The 18,073-nt window shown below is 74.3% G+C and carries 21 protein-coding genes; 2 read left to right on the forward strand and 19 right to left on the reverse strand.

Annotated elements, in window-relative coordinates; all coding sequences use genetic code 11:
* Positions 1-38 precede the first annotated feature (38 nt).
* The 3 genes from ACZ3YO_RS05520 to ACZ3YO_RS05530 form a co-directional block, all read right to left on the reverse strand.
* A complete protein-coding gene (locus ACZ3YO_RS05520) occupies positions 39-173 on the reverse strand; it encodes a hypothetical protein (protein WP_465565124.1) in 135 nt (44 codons plus the stop codon).
* 144 nt (positions 174-317) lie between these two features.
* Complete coding sequence (locus ACZ3YO_RS05525) at positions 318-1,031, reverse strand: GntR family transcriptional regulator (protein WP_396321781.1); 714 nt, start codon at positions 1,029-1,031, stop codon at positions 318-320.
* Between the two features lie 175 nt (positions 1,032-1,206).
* Complete coding sequence (locus ACZ3YO_RS05530; RefSeq protein ID WP_465565128.1) at positions 1,207-1,443, reverse strand: imine reductase family protein; 237 nt, start codon at positions 1,441-1,443, stop codon at positions 1,207-1,209.
* 209 nt (positions 1,444-1,652) lie between these two features.
* Between ACZ3YO_RS05530 and ACZ3YO_RS05535 the strand changes: the two genes are divergently transcribed.
* Both ACZ3YO_RS05535 and ACZ3YO_RS05540 read left to right on the forward strand, forming a co-directional pair.
* The gene (locus ACZ3YO_RS05535; protein WP_465565130.1) at positions 1,653-2,228 is read left to right on the forward strand and encodes a TetR/AcrR family transcriptional regulator; all 576 of its coding nucleotides are present in this window, start codon (positions 1,653-1,655) and stop codon (positions 2,226-2,228) included.
* A 107-nt stretch (positions 2,229-2,335) separates the two neighbouring features.
* The gene (locus ACZ3YO_RS05540) at positions 2,336-2,668 is read left to right on the forward strand and encodes a hypothetical protein (RefSeq protein WP_465565133.1); all 333 of its coding nucleotides are present in this window, start codon (positions 2,336-2,338) and stop codon (positions 2,666-2,668) included.
* Positions 2,669-2,769: 101 nt separating this feature from the next.
* On the opposite strand, the gene ACZ3YO_RS05545 is transcribed toward ACZ3YO_RS05540, so the two are convergent.
* From ACZ3YO_RS05545 to ACZ3YO_RS05620, 16 genes are all read right to left on the reverse strand, one after another.
* Positions 2,770-3,876 carry an ornithine cyclodeaminase family protein gene (locus tag ACZ3YO_RS05545; protein WP_465565135.1) on the reverse strand — a complete coding sequence of 369 codons (1,107 nt, stop codon included), beginning with the start codon at positions 3,874-3,876 and terminating at the stop codon, positions 2,770-2,772.
* A complete protein-coding gene (locus ACZ3YO_RS05550; protein WP_465565137.1) occupies positions 3,873-4,901 on the reverse strand; it encodes a proline racemase family protein in 1,029 nt (342 codons plus the stop codon). The genes ACZ3YO_RS05545 and ACZ3YO_RS05550 overlap by 4 nt, the downstream gene beginning before the upstream one ends.
* Entirely contained in the window at positions 4,901-6,256 is a 1,356-nt protein-coding gene (locus ACZ3YO_RS05555) for an aldehyde dehydrogenase family protein (protein ID WP_465565140.1), read from the reverse strand. Before ACZ3YO_RS05555 ends, ACZ3YO_RS05550 begins: the two co-directional genes overlap by 1 nt.
* A 22-nt stretch (positions 6,257-6,278) precedes the next feature.
* On the reverse strand, positions 6,279-7,283 hold the full coding sequence (locus ACZ3YO_RS05560) for a proline racemase family protein (RefSeq protein WP_465565143.1): 1,005 nt from the start codon (positions 7,281-7,283) through the stop codon (positions 6,279-6,281).
* Positions 7,284-7,376: 93 nt separating this feature from the next.
* Entirely contained in the window at positions 7,377-8,240 is an 864-nt protein-coding gene (locus ACZ3YO_RS05565) for a dihydrodipicolinate synthase family protein (RefSeq protein WP_396321822.1), read from the reverse strand.
* Between the two features lie 119 nt (positions 8,241-8,359).
* Positions 8,360-9,955, reverse strand: coding sequence for an FAD/NAD(P)-dependent oxidoreductase (locus ACZ3YO_RS05570; protein ID WP_465565146.1), 1,596 nt, complete (start codon positions 9,953-9,955; stop codon positions 8,360-8,362).
* Entirely contained in the window at positions 9,936-10,250 is a 315-nt protein-coding gene (locus ACZ3YO_RS05575; protein WP_396321789.1) for a (2Fe-2S)-binding protein, read from the reverse strand. The genes ACZ3YO_RS05570 and ACZ3YO_RS05575 overlap by 20 nt, the downstream gene beginning before the upstream one ends.
* 111 nt (positions 10,251-10,361) lie before the next feature.
* Entirely contained in the window at positions 10,362-11,531 is a 1,170-nt protein-coding gene (locus ACZ3YO_RS05580) for an NAD(P)/FAD-dependent oxidoreductase (protein ID WP_465565150.1), read from the reverse strand.
* Between the two features lie 197 nt (positions 11,532-11,728).
* Positions 11,729-12,670 carry a twin-arginine translocase subunit TatC gene (gene tatC / locus ACZ3YO_RS05585; RefSeq protein ID WP_465565153.1) on the reverse strand — a complete coding sequence of 314 codons (942 nt, stop codon included), beginning with the start codon at positions 12,668-12,670 and terminating at the stop codon, positions 11,729-11,731.
* A gap of 80 nt (positions 12,671-12,750) precedes the next feature.
* On the reverse strand, positions 12,751-13,068 hold the full coding sequence (gene tatA, locus ACZ3YO_RS05590) for a Sec-independent protein translocase subunit TatA (RefSeq protein ID WP_465565156.1): 318 nt from the start codon (positions 13,066-13,068) through the stop codon (positions 12,751-12,753).
* 206 nt (positions 13,069-13,274) lie between these two features.
* Positions 13,275-13,451 carry a hypothetical protein gene (locus tag ACZ3YO_RS05595; RefSeq protein ID WP_465544283.1) on the reverse strand — a complete coding sequence of 59 codons (177 nt, stop codon included), beginning with the start codon at positions 13,449-13,451 and terminating at the stop codon, positions 13,275-13,277.
* A gap of 119 nt (positions 13,452-13,570) precedes the next feature.
* Entirely contained in the window at positions 13,571-13,795 is a 225-nt protein-coding gene (locus ACZ3YO_RS05600; RefSeq protein ID WP_465565158.1) for a hypothetical protein, read from the reverse strand.
* Positions 13,796-13,822: 27 nt separating this feature from the next.
* Positions 13,823-14,797: a helix-turn-helix transcriptional regulator gene (locus tag ACZ3YO_RS05605; protein ID WP_465565161.1), complete on the reverse strand. Its 975-nt coding sequence runs from the start codon at positions 14,795-14,797 to the stop codon at positions 13,823-13,825.
* Entirely contained in the window at positions 14,794-15,786 is a 993-nt protein-coding gene (locus ACZ3YO_RS05610; protein ID WP_465565163.1) for a helix-turn-helix transcriptional regulator, read from the reverse strand. The genes ACZ3YO_RS05605 and ACZ3YO_RS05610 overlap by 4 nt, the downstream gene beginning before the upstream one ends.
* Before the next feature lie 222 nt (positions 15,787-16,008).
* Positions 16,009-16,413, reverse strand: a complete 405-nt coding sequence (locus tag ACZ3YO_RS05615; protein WP_396321797.1) for an FKBP-type peptidyl-prolyl cis-trans isomerase — start codon at positions 16,411-16,413, stop codon at positions 16,009-16,011.
* 129 nt (positions 16,414-16,542) lie between these two features.
* The gene (locus ACZ3YO_RS05620) at positions 16,543-17,856 is read right to left on the reverse strand and encodes an FKBP-type peptidyl-prolyl cis-trans isomerase (protein ID WP_465565166.1); all 1,314 of its coding nucleotides are present in this window, start codon (positions 17,854-17,856) and stop codon (positions 16,543-16,545) included.
* Between the last annotated feature and the right edge of the window lie 217 nt (positions 17,857-18,073).

Raw genomic sequence — 18,073 nt, forward strand, 5'->3', positions numbered from 1 at the left:
CTACTTCTCCACGGTGAGCACGTCGTCCACCGAGAGCGTCACCGATGCCCCGCTCGATCCGATCGATCCGGCGGCGGCGTCACGGTGATCCGGCTCCCGATGATCTCGACCCGGTGCCCCGCGAACTGCCGGGAAACCGGCGCGGCGACTTCGAGCAGCGTCGGGTGCTCCATGGGCTCTTCCACTGCGGCGGCGGACATGGAATTCCGCCTGGCTGCCGATGTCGATGTCGATGTCGATGTCGAGAGCATCGTCGTAGAACCGAGCCGCCTTCAGGCGCCGGTCTTCGCCCTTGACCCGAACGAGTGCCGGTACCCCTACCGGGCCCGCAGCCGCAGGGCCGGGCGGGCCTCGTCCTCCGTGTCCTCCTGCCCCGCCGCCCAGAGCGACCGGACGTGGCCGAGATGGCGGGACATGCAGGCCTCGGCGGCCTCGGCGTCGCCGGAGAGCATGAGGTCGAGCAGTTCGACGTGCTCCTCGGCGGAGGAGACGAGCTCGCCGCGCTGGTCGAGGCGGTTGAGGCCGTAGAGGCGGGAGCGCTTGCGCAGGTCGCCGACGACCTCGACCAGGTGGGCGTTGCCGGCCAGGCCGAGCAGGTCGAGGTGGAACTGGCGGTCGGCCTCCAGGTAGCCGATCAGGTCGTGCTTGCGGGCGGCGGCGACGATGGCCTCGGCCTGGGGGCGCAGCGCCTCCAGCTGCTCGGCAGTGGCGGTGCGGGTGACCCGGCCGATGATGGGGATCTCGATGAGGGCGCGGATCTCGGTGTACTCGTCGAGGTCGCGCTCGGTCAGCTCGGTGACCCGGAAGCCCTTGTTGCGGACGGCCTCGACCAGGCCCTCGCGGGCGAGGTCGAGCATGGCCTCGCGGACGGGGGTGGCGGAGACGCCGAAGTCGGCGGCGAGGGCGGGTGCGGAGTAGACCACGCCGGGGCGCAGCTCACCGGAGATGAGGGCGGCGCGGAGGGCGTGGGCGACCTGGTCGCGCAGCCGCTCCTGGACGGAGATCAGGGTGCGGGGTTTCAGGTCGGACATGGCGTTCCTCCGGGTGGTTGCAGAACACCAGCGTACAATGTCACGTTACGTTGAGTGTGCAACATTCCGTGATTCGGACGATCCGTCACCAGACCACGAGCCCGACGGAGCCCATCGTGGCAGTGGCCGCCGGCCGTGACAACGGCCGGCGGCGCACTCCGCGGCAACGATCCCGCTACGCCTTCCGGAGCAGCCCGATCAGGCTGGCCGTGCTGGACGCCCCGTGTCCGGCGGCCACCCCGCTCCGGAAGACGTCGGCCAGCAGCCCGGGCGGCGCGCCGTCCACCCCGGAGGCCTCCACCGTGTCCCGGACGTGCTCGATGCCGGCGAGCCCCATGGCGAGCCGGTCCACGTCGCCCTCGTGGTGGCCGGCCGCGATCCGGGGCGCGTAGAACGCGAGGAAGCCGGGCACCGAGGCGGCCGGCCATCGCCCGGCCCATCGGGCCGAGGCCGATCACGGTGACGGGCTGCTTGAACTCCTGCCGCGAGTGCTCCGAGCGCTCCGGGTGCCGCGAGCCGGACACGGGGGTTCCCCTCCGCTAGAACGGACGCTCTATCCAGGAGGGGCCGACACAGCTCTGGAACGAACGCTCTATTCAGCAGGTCGGCTAGACTCACCGCGTGAAGACGACGACCGGCACCCGCGAGCGGATCGTCCGGGCCACCTCCCGGCTGCTGCAGCGCCAGGGGTACGAGGGCACCGGAATCAAGCAGATCTCGCGCGAGGCGGAGGCCACCCTCGGCTCCGTCTACCACTTCTTCCCGGGCGGCAAGCAGGAGTTGGCCGCCGAGGCGATCCGCCACGGCGACCAGGAGTTCGCCGAGCTGCTCCGCGCGGGGCTGGGCACGTCGGAGGACCCGGCCGAGGCGATCACCGCCTGCACCCGGCTTCTGGCCGAGGCTCTGCGCGAGTCCGAGTGGCAGGACGGCTGCCCGATCACCAGCACCGCCCTGGAGACCGTCGGCCGTGCCCCGGCGATCGAACAGGCCGTCGTCGAGGCGTTCGCCCACTGGCGCGCCCTCGTGGAGGAGAAGCTGCACACCGCCGGGCTCGGCGCCGACGACTCGCGCGAGCTGGCCGCCACCGTCATCAGCACCCTGGAGGGCGCCGAGCTGGCCGCCCAGATCGCCCGCAGCGAGGAGCCGCTGCACCTCACCGGCAAGCACCTGGCCCGCCTGATCACCACCTACCGGTAGCCGGAAACGCCGAAAGCGGCCGACGTGGCCGGGGATCCCTTCCCACCACTCCGGCCGCAGCTCCGGCCCACCATCACAACGCCCGACCACAGCCCGGGGAAACGGACTTGGGAATCGAACTCGCCCTCTACGACAGCCGCCCGCCCGGCCACCGGAAGAGGCCCGCCACCGAACTGCACCTCTCGCTCGGCCAAGGCGACGCACTGGCGGCCGCCCTCGCCGCCCACACCCACCCCACCGACCACCGCCTCGGCCGGGTCGACCCGTACGGCGACACCCTGTTCAACGAGCAGGACGCCGGCGCCGCACTGGCCGAGACGGCCGCCCCGCTCGCCCGGTGCAGCACCGAGGCCCAGCGGGCGGCCGTCCTCGACCTCGCCGAGGTGCTCGCCAAGTGCGCGGGGACACCCGGCAGTTGGCTCTGCTTCATCGGCGACTGAGTTCTCCCGGCGGCCGAGCTCTCCTCAGTGGCCGAACCCTTCCCACGTGACCGGGCTCGCCTCACGTGACCGAGCCCTTCCCAGTGCCCGAGTTCTCCTCCTCAGCCGCCGCACCGGTACATCTGAGCCGCGACCGCGAGATCCTCCCAGGCCATCCCGACGCTCTTGAAGAACCGCGGCCGGTCACTCGGCACCGGCACCTCCCCGCGGACCAACTCGGCCAGGTTCCAGAGCACATCGGCACCGGTGACGCCCGCCATCAGGAGGTCCCCCGCCTCCCGCAGCGCGGCGGCCCGCGCCTCGACGTACAGCTCCGCCCGGCCGACCAGCGCCGCGTCCACCTCGCAGGCGTCCGGCTCGTGCGAGCCGACCGCCACCACGACGGCGTGGCCGGGCACCAGCTCGCCGTCGAACAGCGGGGTGCGCGCGGTGGTGCAGCAGACCACCAGGTCGGCCCCGGCCACCGCGTCCGGCGTCCCCACCCGCGCCGACAGCCCGCGTCCGCGCGCGTACGCGGCCAGCGCCTCGGCCGGCGCCGCGCTACGGGCCACCACCGTGACCCGGGTCAGCGGCCGGACGGCGATCAGCGCGTCCAGGTGCCCGTACGCCTGCGGCCCGGCGCCGAACAGCACGAGGTGCTCGGCGTCCGGCGCGGCCAGCCGGCGCAGGGCGACGGCGGTGACGGCGGGTGTGCGCAGGGCGGTGAGCGCGGCACCGTCCATCAGGGCGAGCGGCTGGAGCGTCGGACCGTCCAGCAGCAGGTAGCTCCCGGTGATCCGGGGCAGGCCGACGGCCGGGTTGGCCGGGGCCACCCCGGCGATCTTCACCCCGGCGTACTCGGCGGAGGCGGCCGGCATCAGCAGCAGCTCGCCGGCCGGCACCGGCACCGCCGACCGCGCGGGCGCGGCCTCCGGGTCCAGCCCTTCCAACAGCACCCGCTCGATCGCATCGGCCGCCTGCACCGGCGTCAGGGCCGGCACCGGCCCGGCGGCGCCCGGCCGGCCCGCCGCCCCCGCCAGGGCCTCGGCGCCGGGTACCCGGGCGCCCGGCGCCGAGGCCTCCCGCGGATGAGCGCCCGGCGCGACACGCCGGAGCGGCGCAGCGGCCGCGCCGGGCAGCGTGAGGGCGGGCGTCCTCTCCGCCTCGCTCCGTTCGCCGGGCAGCGTCAGGGCGGGCGTTCCCCCGGTCTCGCTCCGGTCGCCGGTCACAACAGGAACCCCGTCCCCAGCTCGTCGTCCGCCTCCAGGACGAAGCTGTGCTCGCCGGTGCGGTGGGCGCTGCCCGTCACCTCGGTGACCACGCCCCCGTCGAACGGGTCGCCCCCCGGGAGCACCCGGCCGCCGAACACCGTTCCGACCAGCGACTCGTGCCGCAGCTCCCCGCCCGGCGCGAGCCGGCCCTCGGCGGCGAGGACGGCGAGCCGGGCCGAGGTGCCGGAGCCGCACGGCGAGCGGTCGATCTGGCCGTCGGCGAAGACGGTGACGTTGCGCTGGCTCAGCCCCCCGTCCACGGCGGGCAGTTCGTCGTACAGGATGACCCCGTAGACACCCGAGAGCAGCCGGTCCGTCGGGTGTTCGACGGCCGGCGAGCCGGCCAGGGCGGCCCGGATCTCCCGCCCGGCGGCGGTGAGTTCGGGCAGCAGGCCGGGTTCGACGGCGAGGCCCAGCGCGGCGGCCGGCACCGAGACGTAGCAGGCGCCCGCGTGCGCGACGGCGACCTCGACCACCCCGTACGAGGTGGGCACCGGCAGCTTGAGCGCGGTGACGACGGCCGGCACGTTGCGGAAGGTCACCCCGGTGGTCCGGCCGCCCGCGCGGTGGACCAGGGCGGTGACCCGCCCGGACGGGACGTCGATCCGCACCCGGGCCACCCCGTCGTCCGGGGCGGGGACGAGCCGGGAGTCCACCGCCCAGGCGCCGAGCGCGATGGTGCCGTGGCCGCAGGCGGTCGAGTAGCCGTCCTTGTGCCAGAAGAGCACGCCGAGGTGCGCCTCGTCGTCGTCCGGCGGCACCAGGAACCCGCCGTACATCCCGGTGTGCCCGCGCGGCTCCCGGGTGAGCAGCTGCCGCACCCGGTCGAGGGCGCTGGGCCGGGGCGCGGTGGCGGTGCCGCCCGCGCCGAGCGCGATGGCCCGGCGCTCGGCGACGCTGTCACCGGGGGCGCCGGGCGCGCCGCCGACCACGATCCGGAACGGCTCCCCGGCGGTGTGGTAGTCCACCGTCCGCACGAGCATCACGCACCCCCGGCCGGCAGCACGCTGACGGTGCGGCTCGCGGTGTAGAAGTCGAGCACCGCCTGGCCCTGTTCGCGGTCGCCGTGGCTCGCGCCCTTGGCACCCCCGAACGGCAGGTGGAAGTCGACGCCGCTGGACGGCGCGTTGATCCGGATCATGCCCGCGTCCAGCCGGTCGGCGGCGGCCAGGGCCACGTCCAGGCTGCGGCTGTGCACCGAGGTGGCCAGCGAGTGCGGGGTGTCGTTGGCGAGCGCGACGGCCTCGTCCAGGTCGGCGGCGGGCAGCAGGACGGCGATCGGGCCGAAGAACTCCTCACGCCGCAGCGGGTGGTCGGCGGGCACGTCGGCCAGCAGGGTCGGCTCGACGTACCAGCCGGCCCGCTCGGGGACCGACCCTCCGGTGAGCACGGTGGCCCCGGCCGCGCGGGCGGAGTCGACGGCGCCGGTGAGCCGGTCGCGGGCGGCGGAGGAGATGACGGGACCGCAGGCCGCGTCGTCGACCAGGCCGAGCGCCTTCACCAGCGCGGCGCGCAGCGGCTCGTACGCCGTGCCGACGGCGATCACCCGGCTGGTGGCGGTGCACTTCTGGCCCGCGTACCCGGCGATGGCGGCGGCCAGGTGGGCGGCGGCCTGCTCGACGTCGGCGTCCGGCAGGACGAGCGCGGCGTTGAGGCCGCCCAGCTCGGCCTGGACCGGGATGCCGCGCTCGGTGGCGGCCCGCACCACGGCCCGGCCGACGCCGGTCGAGCCGGTGAACGAGACCACGTCCGCCGAGCCGACCAGCGCCTCGCCCTCCTCGGCCCCGCCGGGCAGCACGGTGAACACGTCCTCGGGGAGGCCGGCCAGCTCGGCCAGGCGCAGCGCGCACGCGGTCGCCTCCGGGGCCGGCTTGAGCACCACGGCGTTGCCGACGGCCAGCGCCGGCGCGGCCTTCCAGGCCGGGATCGCCAGCGGGAAGTTCCAGGGCGTGATCAGCCCGGCCACCCCGTACGGGCGGCGGCGGGTGAGCAGCAGGCCCTCGCCGGCGGCGGGCTCGTGGACGGCACCGGACGGCGCGTACGGCGCCTGCGCGTAGTAGCGCCAGATCGCGGCGGTCCGGGCGACCTCGCCGCGGGCCTCGGCGAGCGGTTTGCCGACCTCGCGCACGATCAGCGCGGTCAGCTCGTCCGCGTGCGCCTCGACCGCCTCGGCGATCCGGGTGAGCGCCGCCGAGCGGGCCGCGGCACCGCCCGCGAGCCAGCCGGCCTGCGCGGCCCGGGCCCGTCCGACGGCGGCCCGGACGGCCTCGGCACCGGGTGCCTCGGCCTCGGTGACCAGGTCCTCGGGGTCGGCGGGGTTGTACGAAAGGATCGTCACAGCTAACAGCCCTTCAGATGGCTCAGAGCAGGAACCCGGCCGGGAACGGGTCGCTCGGGTCGAGGAAGTACTGGGCGGTGCCGGTGATCCAGGCCCGCCCGGTCACGGTGGGGACGACGGCGGGCCGTCCGGCCACCTCGGTCTCCTCGACCAGGCGGCCGGTGAAGGTCGTCCCGATGAAGGAGTCGTTGCGGAAGTCCCGCCCCAGCGGCAGCTCGCCGCGCGCGTGCAGCTGGGCCATCCGTGCGGAGGTGCCGGTGCCGCACGGCGAGCGGTCGAACCAGCCGGGGTGGATGGCCATCGCGTGCCGGGAGTGCTCGGCGGTGGAGCCGGGCGCGAGCAGCTGGACGTGGTGGCAGCTGTGGATGGACGGGTCCTCCGGGTGCACCGGCCGGCCGGGGCCGCCGTTGATCGCGTCCATCAGGGCCAGCCCGGCGTCCAGGATCTCCTGCTTGCGCTCGCGCTCGAAGGGCAGGCCGAACTCGGCGAGCGGCAGGATGGCGTAGAAGTTGCCGCCGTAGGCGAGGTCGTAGCCCACCGTGCCGTATCCGGGCACCTCGATCTTGCGGTCCAGCGCCACCGAGTACGAGGGCACGTTGCGGATGGTCACCGCGGTGGCGGCGCCGTCCTCGACCTGCACCTCGGCGACGACCAGCCCGGCGGGGGTGTCCAGCCGGACGGTGGTGACCGGCTCGACCACCGGCACCATGCCGGTCTCGACCAGCACGGTGGCGACGCCGATGGTGCCGTGGCCGCACATCGGCAGCAGCCCGGACACCTCGATGTAGAGCACGCCGTAGTCGGCGTCCGGCCGGGTCGGCGGCTGGAGGATCGCCCCGCTCATCGCGGCGTGGCCGCGCGGCTCGTACATCAGCAGGGTGCGGAAGTGGTCCAGGTGCTGCTGGAAGTGGACCCGGCGCTCGGCCATGGTGGCACCGGGGATGACGCCGAACCCGCCGGTGACGACCCGGGTCGGCATGCCCTCGGTGTGCGAGTCGACGGCGTGGAACACGTGGCGGCTGCGCATGTGATTGCGGCTCCCGTCGGATGGTCGGATGGTGGGTTCGGGGCCGGGCCGGCTGCCCCCGCAGCCGGCGCCGTTCCCGGGGCTTCTCGACGCCTACGCCAGGCCCTCGGCGAGCGCCTTCTCGGTGGCCGCGCGGACGGCCGCCTCGATCTCCGGGGTGAGCGGCAGGCGCGGCGCCCGGGTCGGGCCGCCCTGGCGGCCGGCGATGTCCATGGAGAGCTTGATCGCCTGCACGAACTCGGTCTTGGAGTCCCAGCGCAGCAGGGAGTGCAGCGCCTTGTAGAGCGGCAGCGCGGTCTCCAGCTCGTGCGCGACGGCGGCCCGGTAGAGGGCGACACTGGCCTCCGGCAGCGCGTTCGGGTAGCCGGCGATCCAGCCGACGGCGCCGGCCAGGGCCAGCTCCAGCAGCACGTCGTCGGCGCCGATCAGCAGGTCGAGACCGGGAGCCAGCTCGGCGATCTCGTAGGCCCGGCGGACGTCACCGCTGAACTCCTTGACCGCGACGATCGAGCCCTCGCCGTGCAGCTCGGCGAGCAGCGCGGGGACGAGGTCGACCTTGGTGTCGTACGGGTTGTTGTAGGCGACGATCGGCACGCCCGCCTTCGCCACCTCGGCGTAGTGGGCGCGGACGGCGGCGTGGTCGGCGCGGTAGGCGTTCGGCGGCAGCAGCAGGACGGACCCGGCGCCGGCCTCGGCGGCCTGCTCGGTCCAGCGGCGGGACTCGGCGCTGCCGTACGCGGCGACGCCGGGCATCACCCGGGAGCCGTCGCCGGCGGCCTCGACGGCGACCTCGACGATCCGGGCGCGCTCCTCGTCGGTGAGGGTCTGGTACTCCCCCAGCGAGCCGTTGGGGACGACGCCGTCGCAGCCCGAGGCGATCAGCCAGCGGACGTGCTCGGCGTAGGCGTCGTAGTCGACGGACAGGTCCGGGCGCAGCGGGATCGTGGTGGCGACCATGATGCCGCGCCAGGGCCGGGTGGTGTCGTGCGGGGTGTGGGACACAGGTGACTCCTTGGTGAGGTGTGACATTTTATTAGATGGCGCGCGGTGGAGACAAGAGTCCCCGCCGTGCAGGTTCAGTCGCGCGGCGCGTCGGCGGGCAGACCCGCCGCGAGCTGCGACAGCGGCACCGGGCAGGAGAGCGGACGGCTGTCCGCCCGCACCTCGACCGGCCCCGCCACCGAAGCCGGACCAGAACCCGGGCCCGCCACCGAAGCGGGGCCCGACCCGGCGGCCGAACCCGAGCCCGCCGCCAGGCAGGCCACCGCCGGACCGCACATCCGGCCCTGGCACCAGCCCATCCCGGCCCGGGTGAGCAGCTTCACGGTCCGCGCGTCGCCGGCGCCCAGCTCGTCCACGGCCTCCCTGATCGCGGCCGCCGGGACCTCCTCGCAGCGGCAGACGTCGGTGTCCGGGCGCAGCCACTGCGGCCAGCCCGGGCCCGGCCGGTGCGCCGCGGCCATCAGGTCGGCGAAGGCCCGCAGCCGGGCGCGGCGGCGCAGCAGGCCGGTGGAGACCGGCACGCCGGCCACCGCGTGCGCGGCCATCTCGCCCTCGGCGATCGCCAGGTCCGCGCCGCCGACACCGCAGGTCTCACCGGCCGCCCAGAGGCCGGGGACGGTGGTCCGCAGCTCGGCGTCGACCGCGAGCGCGACCGCGCCGTCGGCGGTGGTCCGGGTCCCGGCACCCAGCTCGGTGGCCAGCTCGATCTGCGGCAGCAGGCCGTGGCCGACGGCGAGCGCGTCGCAGGCGATCCGCCGCTCGCTCCCGGGCACCGGCGTCCAGTCGGCGTCCAGCCGGGCGACGGTGACGCCGGTGACCCGGTCGGTGCCGTGCGCCTCGACGACGGCGCTGCGGCGGCGCAGCCGGACGCCGTGGCGCAGCATCGCGGCGCCGTGACCGGCCCCCTCGACCAGCTTGGCCGGGACGGCGGCCAGGACGCCGGGGCGCCGGGCGTAGGCGAGGTAGTTGGTGGCCTCGACCACCGCGGGCACCCGGGCCCCGGCGGTGACCAGCGAGGACGCCGCGGCGAGCAGCAGCGGCCCGCTGCCCGCGACCACGATCCGCTTGCCGGGCAGCACCAGACCCGTCTTGAGCATGGCCTGCGCGCCGCCGGCGGTGACCACCCCGGGCAGCGTCCAGCCGGGGAACGGCAGCTGCCGCTCGTACGCACCGGTGGCGAGCACCACGGCGGCGGCCCGCACGGTCGCCCGGTCGCCGGCCTCCGGCCCGAGGGTCGCGTGCACGGCCCAGGCCGTGTCGTCCTCGCCCCCCGAGACCCCGGCGGCGCCCTGCCGGACACCCGACGCGCCGGCCCCGCCCTGCCGCACGTCGGCCGCACCGGCCACGCGGCCGACCCGCTCCAGCGCCCAGACCTGATGGCCGGCCAGGTGGTCGACCCGGCCCGCCTCCCGGTGCGCGGCAAGCCGGTCGGCCCACCCGGTGTAGACGGACCAGCCGTGGTGCAGCCGGTCCGGCCTGGCGGCGCCGAGGCCGGGGGCCGGGTGCCGGTAGTACTGTCCGCCGGTCCGCGGGCCGGCGTCGACGAGGGCGCAGCGCAGCCCGAGGTCGGCGGCGGCCACCGCGGCGGCGAGCCCGGCCGGACCGGCCCCGATCACCGCAAGGTCGTACGGCCCGGAGCGGTCGAAGGATTCAGACGGCGAGATCGGCACGGCCGTTGCCCTCCTGGGTGGTGACGGTGGTGCCGGGCTCGGCCGGCAGCAGACAGGTGCGCTGGTTGGGCCGCCCGTCGACGGTGGCCAGGCAGTCGAAGCAGACGCCGATCCCGCAGAACGCCCCGCGCGGCCGGCCGCCGACCCGGGTGGTGCGCCAGGCCAGGACGCCGTCGGCCCAGAGCGCGGCCGCGATCGTCTGCCCGGGCAGCGCGGGGACGGCCCGGCCGTCGAACTCGATGGTGTGGGCGGGGCCGGGTACCGCCCCGACCAGGTCGGCGGGGGTTCGGCGCATGACTGGGGTTCTCCGTTCCGGTCGTGGATCGTGGGCTGGTACGACTGTCGGGCTCGCGCGCCATGGCGGCGTACGAGCTCTTTGCAAAGCGACTGTCGCACTTTGCAAAAGTCACGCGGGACCGTCGGCCCCGAACCGGTCGGCCCGGAACGGCGTGAGGTCCAGCTCCGGCCGCTTGCCGGTGAGCTGCTCGCCGATCAGCAGCCCGGTGGCCGGGGCGAGCCCGATGCCCGCACCCTCGTGGCCGCAGGCGTGGTAGAGCCCGGGCACCCGCGGGTCGGCGCCGATCGCGGGCAGGTGGTCCGGCAGGTACGGGCGGAAGCCACGGTAGGCGCGCAGCACGCTGACGTCCGCGAGCACGGGGAACAGCGCCGCCGCCTGCGCGGCGAGCCGCTGGAGCACCTCCACCGAGAGCGTCCGGTCGAAGCCGACCCGCTCCCGGCTGGCGCCGATCAGCACCGGCCCGCCGGGCGTGCCCTCGACCACTGCCGAGGTCTGCAGCGCGGCCGATCCGCTGGCCACGTCCGCGACGTAGTCGGCGGCGTAGACCTTGTGCCGGACGATCCTCGGCAGCGGCTCGGTGACGAGCACGAAGCCGCGGCGTGGCAGCACCGGCAGGTGCACCCCGGCCAGGGCGGCCAGCTCGCCGCCCCAGGTTCCGGCGGCGTTGACCACCGCGGGCGCCGCCAGCCTCCGCCGGTCGGTCACCACGCCGAGCACGGCGCCGTCCGGCCCGGTGGTCACCTCCCGGACGGTCTCGCCGGTGTACAGCACGGCGCCGTCGCGGCGGGCGGCCCGCAGCAGGTGGGCGGCGGCCAGGGCGGGCTGGACCTGGGCGTCCTGTGGGTAGTGGAAGCCGCCGGCCAGCCCGGCGGCGAGGTGCGGTTCGAGCTCGCGCAGCCGCTCGCCGGGGATCTCCTCGGCCGTGACGCCGACCTCCGCCTGCTCGGCGGCGAAGGCGCGCAGGGCGTCCTGCCGGGCGGGTGTGGCGGCGACGACCAGGCCGCCCTTGGGCTCGTACTCGACGGCCGCGCCGAGCTCCTCGGCGAGCTCCTGCCAGAGCCGGGTGGAGAGCAGGGCGAGGTCGAGTTCGGGCCCTGGCTCCTTGTCGGAGACCAGCAGGTTGCCCTCGCCGGCGCCGGTGGTGCCACCGGCCACCGGCCCGCGGTCGATCACGGCGACGGCGAGCCCGGCACGGGCGGCGTAGTAGGCGCAGGCGGCTCCGACGACGCCGGCGCCGACCACGACGACGTCCAGGGGAGGTCTCTGAGGCTGGGACACGCCAGTAATATGTCACATGCCATCACGCCTGCCAAGACCGCCCCGCCGGACGGCGGCGCCAAGGAAAAAGCCCCGGCCCGCCGGGGAACGGCGGGCCGGGGCTGCGAGGCGGGTCACCTCAGGAGGCGGGGTTCACCCCAGGAGGCGCGGGTCACCTCAGGAGGCGCGGGTCACCTCAGGAGGCGGGCGTCACCTCGTCACGTGATGTCGTCCATCTGCTCGTGCCGCGCGGCCGGCACCGGCGCGCTCGCCGCCGGGGCGGCCGACGCCTGCACGGCCTCGGCCCCGCCCACCGCCTGCACCGAGAGGTCCAGGTGCGAGGCCTCCTCGTCGTCCAGCCCGAGGTCCGGGTTGCGGCGGGCCTTGCGCCGGTCGTTGAACAGCGTGATGCCGACGGCGAGGAAGTACAGCGCCCAGATCGGCGCGGCCAGCACCAGCATGCTGACGGGGTCGGCGCTCGGCGTGGCGAAGGCGGCGAACACGGTGATGGCCATCACCATGCCGCGCCACCAGCCGAGCAGCCGCTTTCCGGTGACCATGCCGACCAGGTTGAGCATCACCAGCAGCAACGGGAACTCGAAGGCCAGACCGAAGACCAGCACCATCCGGGTGGCGATCTCGAAGTAGTCGTTGGGCGGCAGGATCGGGATGGTGTCACTCGGGTTGAACGAGATCAGCACCTCGACCGTGGTCGGCATCACCAGGAAGGCGCAGGCCACGCCGGCCAGGAACAGCGGTGCACCACAGGCCATGAAGATCATCGTGTACTTGCGCTCGTGCTTGTGCAGTCCGGGCGCCACGAAGGCCCAGAGCTGGTAGAGCCAGACCGGGACGGCGGCCACCACACCGGCCGTCAGTGCGACCTGCAGCATCCAGTTGAAGCCCGCGGTGAGGCCGACCGCGGAGACGTTCGCGCACCGACCGTGGAACTGTGAGGAGTTCGTCTCGTCGCACCGCGGAATCGGCTTCAGCAGAAGCGTCTCGAGCTGCTTGTGGAAGATCAGCGCGACGATCGTGAACAGCACGATCGCCAGGACCGACTTGACCACGCGGTTCCGCAGTTCCCGCAGGTGGTCGGCGAGGGCCATCCGCCCTTCAGGATCCTTGGGCGTCTTCGACGCCTTGGAGAGCTTGCTCAACCCCGGTCCTCAACTCGTGCGTCGAGGCCCGCCGGTCGACGGGCCTCCAGTGGTCGCGTGCGTCGTGTGCGTCGCACCGCTCAGCGCGGCCCGCCGCCCTCCGCCCCCGGCTGTGCCGGCTGCTGCTCGGTGACCGGCCGGGCGGTCGCGGACGCCCCCGGCGCGGCCTGGATGGTCTTCGCCGAGCCGGCACCCGAAGCGGAGCCGACCGCGGGCGTGGCCTGGGGCGCGGGCCCGTCGGCGTCGTCCACGCCGTCCGACTTCATCGCCTTGGCCTCGCTCTTCAGGATCCGCATCGACTGGCCGAGCGAGCGCGCCAGATCGGGCAGCCGCTTGGCCCCGAACAGCACGATGGCAAAAACCACGATCACCAGAATCGCGGTCATCGAGATCCGCATGCCCGACCACCTTCAGTCATGGCGGCACCGGTGGGCCGCCCGCTGCGGGGATGGTAACCGCTGCGGGTGACGCCCTGACGACGGCCGCCCGAACAGGACAGCGGCCCCCGGCCGCAAGATGCAGGAGCCATCTGAGAGCGTAACCCGCCCGCACCCGCACGCAGCAGCCCCCGTACCTCCGGGCTGCCGGACGTGCCGAAGGACACTCAGCGTCCGGGCACCGCCGCCGCGAGTTCGCCGGCCGCCTCGGCCAGCGCGCGCGAGGCGGTGTCCACCCCCTTGGCCAGCGCCCGGACGTCCAGCCAGAGCCGGATCGCGAGGACGCCGAGGACCAGCAGACCGGCGGTGACGAGCAGGACGGCGGCGACGAGCATCCAGGACATGGCCACCACCCTATCCACCCGCCCGGAGTCGCCGGCCCGCCCCTCGCCCAGGGCTGCTCACCCCTCGACCGGCAGCCCCTCGACCCGGGCCACGAGGCTCGGGGGGCGGTACGGGCTGCTCACCCCTCGGCCGGGACGAGCCCCTCGACCGGAACGAGCCGCATCGTCCGCACACCGGCGCCCGTCAGGGCCGCGACGATCTTCTCCCCGGCCGCCTTGCGCACCGAGGCCCCGCAGAGCGGGCAGCCGAAGCTGTAGTGCGCCTGCGCCGGAGTCCGGCCGAGGGTCAGGCGGAACTCCTCGGCGGGCAGCTCCACCTTCTCCCGGCACTCCGAGCAGTACACCTTGAATCTGGTACCGGGCTCCACGGCTCAGACCAGCCCCTCCCCGGTGGCCGCCTTCTCCCCGTAGGCGGCCAGTGCCTCGGCCGCCGCCGACCGCGCCTGCTCGGCGAGCTCCGGCGGCGAGACGATCCGGCCGTCCCGGCCGAGCCGCAGCGCCAGCGGGCGCAGCTGGGAGGGGTCCGCGCTGCGCAGGGTGATCCGCAGGCCGCCGTCGGCCAGCTCCTCGGCGTGGTCGTGGGTGTAGTACTCGGCGACCCAGCGCCCGCCGGAGGTGACCTCGACGACCACCTCGGGGTCGTCGGCGGACGGATTGACCAGCCCGCCGGAGAGGTCGCGCGGCTCGCGCCGGGGCGGGTCGGAGGGGATGTCCAGCACCTTGATCTCGGCGACCCGGTCGAGCCGGAACATCCGGTGGTCCTCGGAGGTCCGGCACCAGGCCTCGAGGTAGGTGTGGCCCTCGGTGAGCAGCCGGATCGGGTCGACCTCGCGCTCGGTCATGCCGCCGCGGCCGTGCGAGTAGTAGCGCAGCCAGACCCGCCGGCCCTCGCTGAGGGCGCGGTCGATGTCGGCGAAGACGTGGCTCTCGGCCTCGAAGGTGACGCCGACCCGGGCGCTGCCCTCGGCGCTGTCCCCGGCCGCGTTCTCGATCTTGGCGACGGCGCGGGTGAGCGCCTCCCGGTCACCGGCCCGCAGTCCGGGCAGGCCGGCCACGGCACGGGCGGCGACCAGCAGGGCGGTCGCCTCGTCGGCGGCCAGCCGCAGCGGCTGGGCGACGTCGTCGACGTTGTGCCACCAGATCCGCTCGCCGTCGGTGTCGATGTCGAGCAGGTCGCCGCCGCGGAAGCTGGTGCCGCACATCGGCAGCACGTTGAGGTCGCCGATCAGCTCGCGCTCGGTGATGCCGAAGGCGCGGGCCACCTCGGCCACCTCGGCGCCGGGGCGTTCGCGCAGGTAGGTGACCAGCGAGAGCATCCGCCGGGTCTGGTCGATCGCGTTGCTCATGCCCGCACTCCCTCGATACCGTCAACAGCAGCGGCCGCGGCGACCGCGCGCAGGCGGTCGATCACGTCCGCGCGCAGTTCCTCCGGGCCGAGCACCAGCACGTCCGGCCCGAACTCGGCGAGGTCGGCGCCGAGCCCGTTGCCGTAGGGGATCTCCAGCTCGTCCCAGGTCTCGTCGGACCGCCGGGTACTCAGCGCCTTGGTGCGCAGCGGGAAGCCGGCTCCCCGGCGGACCCGCACCACGGCGGTGGCGGTGGCGCCCTCGCCGGCGAACTTGGCGACGGTGGCGCGGACGTCGACGTGCTCGGGGACGGTGCCGAGGAAGGCACCGGAGCGGGCGCGGACCTTGCCGGTGATCCGGCTGAGCCGGAAGACGCGGGCGTCGCTGCGGTCCCGGTCCCAGCCGGCCAGGTACCAGTGGCCTCGCCAGCACTCCAGTGCCCAGGGCTCGACGGTGCGCTGCTCGACGGCGGCGGCGCCGGCCTTGCGGTACTCGAAGGTGACCGGGCGGCGGTCGCGGGCGGCGGTGAGCAGCGGTTCGAAGGCGCTCTCGCGGGCGGGGATGCGCGGTTCGAGGGCGGTGCGGCCCTCGGTCTCGCTGAACGGGACGCCGGCGGCGCGGAGCTTCTGCAGGGCGCCGCTGGCCGCGCCGGACATCTTGGCCTGCTGCCAGACGCGGGCGGCGAGGGTGAGTGCGGCGGCTTCCTCGGCGTCGAGGGCGATCTCCGGCAGGCGGTTGCGGTCGGCGCGGGCGAGGTAGCCGAGTTCGCCGTCGAGGGCGTTCTCGTCGACGTCGATGACCAGTCCGAGTTCGCGCAGGTCGTCCTTGTCCCGCTCGAACATCCGGTTGAAGGCGTCCTCGCTGCTGTTCTGCCAGGCTTCGCGGTAGGCCTCGATGGACTCCCGCAGCTCCTTCTTGGAGAGCGGACGTCTGGTGTTCATCAGGCACAGGGCGAGATTCATCAGCCGCTCTGCCTTGGCGATCGCCATCGCTGACCCTTCCGGTGTGCCGCGCCGCGCGCGGGGTGCGCCCGCCGGGCGGTCGTCGACCCGGCGGGACCGACCGTACCGGTAGCGGTACGCAGTGCAAAAGCCGAGTCCGCAAACGCGTGGGGCCGCACCCCCGGCTCGGGGGTGCGGCCCTCGGTCACGACCGGGTCGGACCGGTGCCGGACGGCGGTCCGACCGGGATCCGACCAGGATCAGTCCCGGTCAGACGGAGATCAGGTCGACCACGAAGATCAGGGTCGAGCCCGCGGGGATGAGCGGCGACGGCGACTGGTTGCCGTACGCGAGGCGCGCGGGGATGATCAGCTCGCGGCGGCCGCCGACCTTCATGCCGACGACGCCCTGGTCCCAGCCCTTGATGACGCGGCCGGCGCCGAGCGGGAACTTGAAGGTGGAACCGCGGTTCCAGCTGGCGTCGAACTCCTCGCCGGTCTCGAACGTCACACCGGCGTAGTGCACCTCGACGACCTGGCCCGGCTTGGCCTCGTCACCGGTGCCGACCTCGATGTCGCGGATCTGCAGCTCGGTCGGCGCGTCGCCGCCCGGGAAGTCGATCTCCGGCTTCGTCTTGTTGCTCACAACTGCCTCTTCTCGGTTGCTTCCATTCATGACCAAGCGGCGGGCGCCCGCACCCGGTCCGTTCCCGGACCACGGTACGGGCGCCCGCCGCCCGTCCGGGCTCAGGCCACGCGGCCCCGCCCGAAGGTCACACACAGACCATTGTCACCCGAAAGTGGATCAGCCCTGACCGGCGTCCAGAATGTCCACCACGAAGACCAGCGTGGCGTTGGCCGGGATGTCGCCCTGGCCCTTGTCGCCGTAGCCGAGCGAGGCGGGGATGACCAGCTCGACGCGGCTGCCGACGGTCTGGCCCTCCAGGCCCTGGTCCCAGCCGGCGATGACCTGGCCGCCGCCCACCGGGAAGGAGAACGCCTGGCCCTTGCTCAGCGAGGAGTCGAAGACCTTGCCGTCCTTGAACAGCGCGCCGGTGTACTGGACGACGACCTTCTCGCCCTTCTCGACCTTGGGGCCGGTGCCCTTGATCAGGACGTGCGACTTGAGCTCGGTCGGGTCGGCGGCGCCGGCCACCGGGGTGATGTCGGCGGGCTTCTTGCCGTTGTCCTTCACCTGCGGGAAGTCCGCGGGCGGCGGGGTGACGGTGCCGCTGACCACGGCGTCGGGCGCGGTGCTGTTGCGGATGTCGATGACGAACACCAGGTTGTCCTTGGCGCCGATCGACATGCTCGGGTTGCCCTGGGCGCCGAACGCGGCGGCGGGCGGGGCCACCACCATGACCCGGCTGCCGGCCTTCTTGCCGAGCACGGCCTGGTCGAGCGCGGGGATCAGCGCGTCGGTGCCGGCCTGGAAGATCTGCGGCTTGCCCTTGTCATCGTACGAGCTGGGGATGTCCTTGCCGGTGGTCCAGTCCTTGGCCGTGTAGTCGACCGAGGTCCAGGAGTTCTTCTCGACCTTGGCGCCGGTGCCCTCGGAGAGCACCTTGACGACGAAGGAGCCGTCGGCCTGCTCGCCGGGCACCTCGATGGCGGCCTTCTTGCCGAACTCGCCGGTGATCGTCGGCAGCACCTTGGCGCTGTCCTTGATCGGCGGTACCGGCTCGGCGCTGGGTGTGGGCGGCGCGCTCTTGGTGGCGTCCGGCTTGGCGGCGGCGTCCGTCTTGGAGCCGCCGTCCTTGTTCACCTCGTACAGCGTGATCGCGCTGCCGACCAGCAGCAGGGTGAGAACGGTGCCGAGGATCACACCCAGCTTGCCGACACCGGGCGGGTTCTCGTCGTACCCGGCCTCCGAGGTGTCCTGGCGGCGCACGTTGGACGCGAAGATCTGCGGGGCCTCGTCGGTCTTCGTCCCGCCGGTCGGCCGCGCGGCCTCGCCGGGCTGGGCCCAGCCCGCCTGCTGCTTCAGGATCGACGGCGGTACGACGATCGACTCGCCGTCGCCGGGCAGCGGGCCACCGGGCCGCGAGTCGGCCGGGTCACCGGCGGAGTTCCCGTTCGCGGTGCCGGCCCCGCCCGGGCTCGACGCTTTCTCAGACATGACTCCCCATCCATCTCGCCACGAGGTCTTCGAGGTCTACGGCCGGCGTGGTGGGCGCCGGGGTGCTCTCGCACTGCCGCCCGGGTCCCGGGCGCCGGCGACGCCTACCACAGTGCGAGGGCAGTATGACAGGTCAGGATGAGGGCGGGCGTTTCCTTGTGCGATCGCCCGCCCAAGCGTACGGAATCCCATCCGTCGCTCCCAGACCGTGTCGGGG

This window comes from Kitasatospora sp. NPDC022785, assembly GCF_055561295.1.

Excerpts from the sequence above, each read along its gene's own strand:
- ACZ3YO_RS05560 (WP_465565143.1), bottom strand. The coding sequence starts at position 7,283 with ATGCGCAGCCGCCACGTGTTCCACGCCGTCGACTCGCACACCGAGGGC.
- ACZ3YO_RS05605 (WP_465565161.1), bottom strand. The coding sequence starts at position 14,797 with ATGAGCAACGCGATCGACCAGACCCGGCGGATGCTCTCGCTGGTCACC.
- ACZ3YO_RS05615 (WP_396321797.1), bottom strand. The coding sequence starts at position 16,413 with ATGAATGGAAGCAACCGAGAAGAGGCAGTTGTGAGCAACAAGACGAAG.
- ACZ3YO_RS05520 (WP_465565124.1), bottom strand. The coding sequence starts at position 173 with ATGGAGCACCCGACGCTGCTCGAAGTCGCCGCGCCGGTTTCCCGGCAG.
- ACZ3YO_RS05620 (WP_465565166.1), bottom strand. The coding sequence starts at position 17,856 with ATGTCTGAGAAAGCGTCGAGCCCGGGCGGGGCCGGCACCGCGAACGGG.
- ACZ3YO_RS05575 (WP_396321789.1), bottom strand. The coding sequence starts at position 10,250 with ATGCGCCGAACCCCCGCCGACCTGGTCGGGGCGGTACCCGGCCCCGCC.
- ACZ3YO_RS05525 (WP_396321781.1), bottom strand. The coding sequence starts at position 1,031 with ATGTCCGACCTGAAACCCCGCACCCTGATCTCCGTCCAGGAGCGGCTG.
- ACZ3YO_RS05565 (WP_396321822.1), bottom strand. The coding sequence starts at position 8,240 with ATGGTCGCCACCACGATCCCGCTGCGCCCGGACCTGTCCGTCGACTAC.
- ACZ3YO_RS05595 (WP_465544283.1), bottom strand. The coding sequence starts at position 13,451 with ATGTCCTGGATGCTCGTCGCCGCCGTCCTGCTCGTCACCGCCGGTCTG.
- ACZ3YO_RS05550 (WP_465565137.1), bottom strand. The coding sequence starts at position 4,901 with ATGCTCGTGCGGACGGTGGACTACCACACCGCCGGGGAGCCGTTCCGG.
- ACZ3YO_RS05610 (WP_465565163.1), bottom strand. The coding sequence starts at position 15,786 with ATGGCGATCGCCAAGGCAGAGCGGCTGATGAATCTCGCCCTGTGCCTG.
- tatA (WP_465565156.1), bottom strand. The coding sequence starts at position 13,068 with ATGCGGATCTCGATGACCGCGATTCTGGTGATCGTGGTTTTTGCCATC.